The organism is Acidimicrobiia bacterium (assembly GCA_009694375.1).
In the GTDB taxonomy this organism is placed as follows: Bacteria; Actinomycetota; Acidimicrobiia; order Acidimicrobiales; family VFJN01; genus VFJN01.
Genome location: SHVB01000025.1, coordinates 20,870 through 28,095 on the forward strand (window position 1 = coordinate 20,870; position 7,226 = coordinate 28,095).

At 64.7% G+C, this 7,226-nt stretch carries 6 protein-coding genes; 4 read left to right on the forward strand and 2 right to left on the reverse strand.

Annotation, left to right across the window (positions count from 1 at the left end):
- The first annotated feature begins 2 nt into the window (after positions 1-2).
- The gene (locus tag EXQ71_11850) at positions 3-1,802 is read left to right on the forward strand and encodes an acyl-CoA dehydrogenase (GenBank protein MSO88192.1); all 1,800 of its coding nucleotides are present in this window, start codon (positions 3-5) and stop codon (positions 1,800-1,802) included.
- A gap of 6 nt (positions 1,803-1,808) precedes the next feature.
- Here EXQ71_11850 and EXQ71_11855 read toward each other — a convergent pair whose 3' ends face one another.
- Positions 1,809-2,804 carry an aminoglycoside phosphotransferase family protein gene (locus EXQ71_11855; protein MSO88193.1) on the reverse strand — a complete coding sequence of 332 codons (996 nt, stop codon included), beginning with the start codon at positions 2,802-2,804 and terminating at the stop codon, positions 1,809-1,811.
- A gap of 175 nt (positions 2,805-2,979) precedes the next feature.
- Between EXQ71_11855 and EXQ71_11860 the strand changes: the two genes are divergently transcribed.
- From EXQ71_11860 to EXQ71_11870, 3 genes are all read left to right on the forward strand, one after another.
- Entirely contained in the window at positions 2,980-3,468 is a 489-nt protein-coding gene (locus EXQ71_11860) for a glutathione peroxidase (protein MSO88194.1), read from the forward strand.
- A 47-nt stretch (positions 3,469-3,515) separates the two neighbouring features.
- Positions 3,516-4,718 carry a DEAD/DEAH box helicase gene (locus EXQ71_11865; GenBank protein MSO88195.1) on the forward strand — a complete coding sequence of 401 codons (1,203 nt, stop codon included), beginning with the start codon at positions 3,516-3,518 and terminating at the stop codon, positions 4,716-4,718.
- Positions 4,719-4,782: 64 nt separating this feature from the next.
- Positions 4,783-5,853 (forward strand): class I SAM-dependent methyltransferase, encoded by a 1,071-nt coding sequence (locus tag EXQ71_11870; GenBank protein MSO88196.1) that lies wholly within the window; start codon positions 4,783-4,785, stop codon positions 5,851-5,853.
- Here the strand turns inward: EXQ71_11870 and EXQ71_11875 are convergent.
- Positions 5,850-6,860, reverse strand: coding sequence for a TIGR03617 family F420-dependent LLM class oxidoreductase (locus EXQ71_11875; protein ID MSO88197.1), 1,011 nt, complete (start codon positions 6,858-6,860; stop codon positions 5,850-5,852). The two genes, EXQ71_11870 and EXQ71_11875, sit on opposite strands and share 4 nt — an antisense overlap.
- Positions 6,861-7,226: the final 366 nt, after the last annotated feature.

Sequence of the window (7,226 nt, forward strand, 5' to 3'; positions counted from 1 at the left end):
TGATGGCTGAATACACCGCTCCATTGCAAGACATGCGCTTCGTCCTCGAACACCTCGTGAACCTCGAGGGGATTACCGCCTTGCCGGGCTTTGAACACGTGGATACACCCGGGGTGTACGACGTGCTGGCCGAAACGGCGCGTTTCATGGAGGAGCTCATCGCTCCGCTGAACCGAGTGGGCGATGTGCAAGGCAGCGTCCGTAACGACGACGGCTCGGTCACCACGCCGGACGGGTTCAAGCAGGCCTATCGAGCCTACGTTGAGGCCGGATGGGGAGGCGTCCCCTTTCCACTGGAATACGGCGGGGGTGGCTTCCCGGGGCTGGTGGGGATCGCGATGCAGGAGATGCTCACGAGCGCCAACATGGCCTTTTCGATGTGCCCTCTCTTGAATCAGGGTGCGATCGACATGCTCCTGCACCACGCGTCGGAGGAACACAAGGAGACGTACCTTCCCCAGATGATCACGGGGGAGTGGACCGGCACGATGAACCTCACCGAACCGCAGGCCGGGTCCGATGTTGGTGCCCTCACGACCAGGGCGGTGCCGCAGTCCGACGGCACCTACCGGATCACCGGTACGAAGATCTACATCAGTTTTGGTGAGCACGACATGAGCGACAACATCATTCATCTCGTGCTGGCCCGCACGCCCGCGGCGCCGCCGGGTACCAAGGGCATCAGTTGTTTCATCGTGCCCAAGTTCCTGCTCGATGGCGATGGTCTTCCCCGGGATCGTAACGACATAACCTGCGTGGGTATTGAGCACAAGATGGGCATCAAGGCCAGCCCCACCTGCGTGCTGAGTTATGGCGACGGCGGTGAGGGCGCGGTGGGCTTCCTGGTGGGGGAAGAGAATGCCGGTATGCGGTACATGTTCACGATGATGAACAACGCCCGTCTGTCGGTGGGCCTGGAGGGCCTAGCCCTAGCCGAGCGGGCGTTCCAAATGGCCCTGGCCTACGCCAAGGAACGGCAACAGGGGCGTGCCCCCGGTGCGCCAGCGGGGGTCCAGTCGCTGATCATCGATCACCCCGACGTACGTCGGATGTTGCTGACGCAGCGGGCGTCAATCGAGGCGTTGCGCGGGATTATTTACCTCAACGCCGCCGCCCTCGACCGCGCCGCGCACTCGGTTGATGCGCTCGATCGCACGCGCGCCTCCGAGTTGGTTGATCTCCTGACCCCCGTGTCCAAGGGCTGGGGTACCGACCTCGGGGTTGAACTTACGAACCTGGCGCTGCAGGTGTTCGGGGGCATGGGGTACATCGAGGAGACCGGGGTGGCCCAGCACGTCCGGGACGCCCGTATCGCGCCGATCTACGAAGGCACGAACGGGATCCAGGCCATGGATCTAGTGGGTCGGAAACTACCCATGCGCGCGGGTGGCGTTATGGCGGACTACCTCGATGGCATCGACGCCACCCTCGTTGATGTGCGCGCTGTCGGCGAGGAGATGGCGTCGATTGGGGCGGCGTTGGGTAAGGCATTGGGCGAACTGCGGACCGCCACTGCCTGGCTCTTGGGCGATGGTCGGGCTGATCCCGCCGACGGCTTGGCGGGTGCCACTCCCTATCTCCGGCTCTTCAGCGTGGTCACTGGAGGATGGGTGATGGCCCGCCAGGCGATCCAGGCCAGCCAGCAACGCGACCGGCCCGATTGCCGCGCCGAGGAGGTGGCCTTCTACGAAGGCAAGGTGCTGACGGCCCGTTTCTACTGCGAGCAGATCCTCCCGCAGGCCAGTGGGCTAGTCCCGGCGGTTACGGCCACCAATCGCGATCTGGCTGCTGCGCTGCTCTAGCGGTTGTCAGACACATCCCGCCGTGATGGAGTCGAGGTACGACATTCCTTCGACGACGGCGGCGAGCCGGTGATAGGCGTGCGATGGTGGTAGGCGGCGGGTAAGTTCGGTGGGCGGTGATGTGAGGAGATCGAGAACATCGTAGGCAATGGCATAAATCCGCAAGCGATCGATCTGTTGGGGGTACTCGAACAACTCCGGGTAGGCCATCTGGAGGTATTGGGGCACCATGGCGTAATCGTCGGGCGTGGTTCGTGCCCGGTGGGCCGGCGCTACGTGGAGTTCCGGGAAGGCGACGCAGCGCAAGATCACATCAAGGTCGAGATCCTTGGGTCCGGTCCGAGCCCATTCGAAGTCGATGAGGGCGGTGATGGTGCCCTGGTGCCACAGCACGTTCTCGAAGGTGACGTCGCCGTGGACCATCATCGTTTGTTCGAGAGGCTGCAGTGCCGGTGCGAGCAGGTCCACCATGTCGGCGGCCTGTTGCATCAGGGTGGGGTCGACGAAATCAAGTTGAGAGGCTTCTTTGATGCTGTGTAGTACGAATTCGGTGGGGTTATCGGTATCAAGCCGCAACAGGGATGGGATCCCTGGGATCGACGGAAGGCCTAAGGGCAGGGGGGTCTGGTGCACCGCCTTGAGGCGGTCCCCCAATTGGTTGACGCTGGAACGGCGCTCGTCGGGGCTGAGGTCGGCCCAGACGTGGGCCAGTGGGCGACCGGGGATTCGCTCGCTGACCATCCAGTCTTCACCGTGCTTACCGCCGCGACCCACGATGCGGGGGTAGCCAACTTCTGCGGGGAGTGCCGCACCGAGGACGCTCTCGCGAAAGAGTCGGCTACTGGATCGACGGTTGACCCGGATCACATGTTCAGCGGTGAGCCACACTTCGTTCGTGACGCTGCTCGCCCGCTCGAGGGGAACCGAGGGGTCGAGATGGCTGCCGGCCAGGGCGGTGCGTGCCCGGACCTCTGCGAATGTTTTACCGCCTTCGTCCCTCATGACCTATGCCCTCTCTAGAACTTGGCGACCGCACAAGACCTGCCATGATCATGTCACGTCCGCCGCTCTAAGTGGTGAACATCTCACAAAATGATTCGATCGACCTAGTCGAGCCAAGGGGTGCGGAACGGACACGCTGGATTGCCGGGGTCGCCCAGGTTGTCTATCATGGTGCGTGCCTATTTATGAACATGCAATCAACCGTCTTGACGGCTCGGCGATGGACCTGCGGGCCTATGAAGGCCAGGCCATGCTGATCGTGAACGTAGCGTCGAAGTGCGGGCTAACTCCCCAGTACGAAGGGTTGGAGACCTTGCAGCAGCGCTACGCCGAACGGGGATTCACCGTCCTGGGCGTGCCCTGCAATCAGTTCCTGGAGCAGGAACCGGGGAGTCCGGCTGAGATTGCGGCGTTCTGCGACAGCACCTACGGCGTCACCTTCCCGTTGACCGAGAAGATCGAGGTGAATGGCGAAGGGCGTCATCCGCTCTATGGCGAACTGACTCTGGTGGCCGATGCCGAAGGCCGTGACGGCGACATCCAGTGGAATTTCGAGAAGTTTCTGGTCACCGCCGATGGCACCGTGTCGCGTTTCGCTCCGGGGGTTACCCCGGAAGACGAGAGCCTGGTGGCGGCGTTGGAAGCAGCCCTGCCCGCCGGTTGACGATGAGGGTCTGAGGTGGCCCCGCCGGTATCGTGGCAGCCAACCTCATGGACGACACCGACATCACCCCCGCTCTCGAGGAACCCCTCTCCTGGGAGGACCTCGGCGTTTCGGATCGCCTTGTCAAGGTCCTCGCTGATCAGGGCCTCCTCGAACCTTTTGCCATCCAACGGCTTTCGATCGCCGATGCCCTCGCCGGGCGTGATGTGTGCGGTAAAGCCAAGACGGGCTCCGGGAAGACGCTGGCCTTTGGCTTGCCCTTGCTTGATCGCCTAGCCAAGGCGCAGCCTCGCAAACCGCGTGGGCTCGTGCTGGTGCCCACCCGTGAACTAGCGCTGCAGGTGCACGACGTGCTGGCCCCTCTTGCGCAGGCCATTGGCTCGAAGGTGGTGGCGGTCTACGGCGGTGCCGATATGAACAAGCAGATCAAGGCGCTCGCCGAGGGGGTCGAAGCGATTATCGCCACGCCGGGCCGACTGATCGACCTGGTCGACCGCAAGGAGGTGGAGCTCAACGGTCTGGAGATTGTGGTCGTCGACGAAGCCGACCGTATGGCCGACATGGGGTTCCTTCCGCAGGTGGAATGGCTGCTGCGTCACATTGATGGCCGCCACCAGACGCTTTTGTTCTCCGCCACCCTCGATGGGGTTGTGGACGGGCTGATCAAGCGATACCAGCACGACCCCGTCTACCACGAGGTGGCGTCCGCCACGGTCACCGTGTCCGCCATGCTCCACCGTTTCATCATGGTTCACGAAATGGACAAGGTGAAGGTGGCGGCCGCGATCGCCCGCAGCAGCGGCCGAACCCTCGCCTTCACCAACACCAAACGGGTGGCCGATCGCCTCACGCGGGCGTTCAACGATGAAGGGGTGAAGGCCCTCGCGGTGCACGGCGACCTGCGTCAGGGGCAACGCGAAGACGCCCTCAAGGCCTTTGGTGCCGGCAAGCTCCAGGTCATGGTGGCCACTGACGTGGCCGCCCGGGGTCTGCATATCGACGACATCGACGTGGTGATCCACTACGAGCCCGCCCCCGATCACAAGACCTATCTCCACCGCTCGGGCCGCACCGCCCGAGCGGGATCCAAGGGCCTGGCGGTGACCCTGTCGCTGTGGAACGAGGAGTTGCACATCAAGCGGCTTCAGAAGCGCATCGGGGTTATCCAGCCGATCACCGAAATGTTCTCGAACGATCCCCGTCTCACCGACCTCTCAGCCTGGGACCCCATGAGCGAGGTGCGTCGCTGACCGTTGTCAAGGGCGCCCCGGGCCTGCGCATCTCCACAACGATGCGAAGTGGCGGGGGTTCACGATGACGCCGGACCCGGAGAAACTGGGGTTATTCGCGTTCCGGGTGTTCACTAAGCTCGAAGGGGCCGTGACGTCGGGGATGATCCATCTCGGCGACCAACTGGGCCTCTACCGGGCGCTAGCGGAAGCCGGGTCGCCTTGCACCGCCGCCGACCTGGCGGCGGTCACGGGCCTCGACGAGCGATGGGTACGGGAGTGGGCTTACAACCAAGGGGCCGCGCAGATCATCCAAGTCGATGGTGACGAAGCGCTTTCGATGTCACCAGAAGCGGTGGCGGTGCTGGCTTCGCCTGATCATCCGTCCTTTGGGATGGGCATGTTTCACCGGCTCCCGCAAACGATGGCGGCGCTGGAGGAAATGCCCGAAGCCTTCCGCACCGGCCTGGGACTCGACTACGACTCCCACGGGCGGGAGGGTGCCGTGGGTGTGGAGCGGAGCTTCGAGCCGTGGAATCGCGCCAACCTGCTGCCGGTGGTGCTCCCGGCGCTGGAAGGGGTGGAGACCGCACTGGAAGCGGGGGCGCTGGTCCTCGACGTGGGTTGCGGTGCCGGGGGTGCCGCCTTGCTGTTGGCGTCGCGGTTCCCGGCTAGCCGCGTGGTGGGTTACGACATCTCCCGGTTTGCTCTGGAGCGTGCCCGTGAACGGCAGACCGAGCAGCAGGTGGCCAACGTGGAGTTCTTCGACCCGCGAACGGTGCCGTTGCCGACCGATGGATCGGCCGCGTTCATCACCACCTTCGACTGCCTCCACGACATGACCGATCCCGCCGGTATGGCGAGGGCTATTCGGGCTGCTCTGGCGGAGAGCGGCACGTGGCTACTGGTGGAGATCAAGGCGCAGGACACCTACGCCGAGAACGTGGCCCGCAATCCGATGGCCAGCCTCATGTACGGCATCAGCGTGTTGTCGTGCATGAGTAGCGGGTTGTCCGAGCCAGGTGGGGCGGGGCTGGGCACCCTGGGCCTATCGGCGGCCAAGGTTGACCAATTAGCCCAAGCGGCTGGGTTTAGTCGCTGCCGCCAACTCGACATCGACCATGCCGTCAATGCGTTCTACGAACTGCGGCCCTAGGCGCGCAGGCCTGTGGCGATCTGTGACCAGATGTCGGGCTCGGCGGCGTAGGGCGCGTTGAGGGCCACCCGATCCAGCACGGTGCCGTAACGCCGGGTGATCTCGGCGGCCACCTGATCGGGTGGGGCCACCACCGCCACCGCGTGGAGGAGATCGTCGTGGACGACCTGGGCCATGCCAGCCCAATCGCCGGCTTTCGTGAGATCCCGCAGCATTGGCTGCAGATCGCCCCAGCCATGGGTGTCCAGCACGATCTTGTACGCCGGGGTCGATCCGTAGAAGGCGATCTGAGCCTTCACGGCTTGGATCGCTGCGGCCATGGAGGCATCGTCGTACCCGGTGGCCACCATCACCGGCAGGGAGACCTGCAGCGGCGCGGTGAGCGCCCCGGGGCGGTGGCGGCCTCGTTCCAGAGCGGGCAGGGTGACCTCCCGTAGCGAACGTTCGGTGCAGAAGGGGTGCACCATGAATCCGTCGGCCACTTCGCCAGCGGCCTCGGTCATGTGGGGGCCCACTCCGCCCATCCAGATCAACGGGGGATTGACCTCCAGTGGCCCGGGGTCAAAGAACGGCGTCATCAGCGTGTGGGTGTAGTACTCGCCGATGAAGTGCAGGGGGACGTGGTCTTGCCAGGTGGCCCAGATCGCCCGGATGGCCAGCACGAATTCCCTCATCCGGGCCGCCGGTGCCGACCAGGGCATCGAGAAGCGACGCTCGATGTGGGGCTTGATCTGGCTGCCGAGGCCGAGATGAAAGCGGCCGCCGGAGAGGGATTGGAGGTCCCAGGCCTGGCTCGCCACGGTCATTGGGCTGCGGGCGAAGGCGATGGTCACTGCGGTGGTCAACTCCAACCGCTCGGTGGCGTCCGCCGCCAGCACCAAGGGCAGGAACGGGTCGTGAGGGCCTTCAAAGGTGAACGTGCCGTCGTAACCGGCGGCTTCCAACCCCTGGGCGGCGGCGGCCACCGAGTTGAGACGAGGGATGACTAGGGGTCCATCAACGAGCATTCCCCGACCGTAGCGTCGGCTCAACGGGGGGTTCGGATCGAACATGCTGGAGTCCACCGGGGGGGTGACGGTAGGCTGGGGTCTTACATCAGGAGTGGCGCGGCGTGCCGTGTCCAGCAACCTGGGATGGACACCCAAGGTGCTCTTCCGTCGTTCCGGCGGGGATGTGGTCCTGGCAACAGGGCAACAAAGTGTTCGGGCCCCGGCCCGCGAAGGGTGTCCCTCTCGCAAGCGCAGGAGGAACGTCGTGGCCGCAGTGCCGGTGGGCAAGGGAGGAGGGGCGGACGACGCCCTTCGTCTCCATCGCGCCCACGGGGCTCGCCTGCCCGCCACTGGCGCCTGGCGGGAGGGCGACCTGCTGGGTGA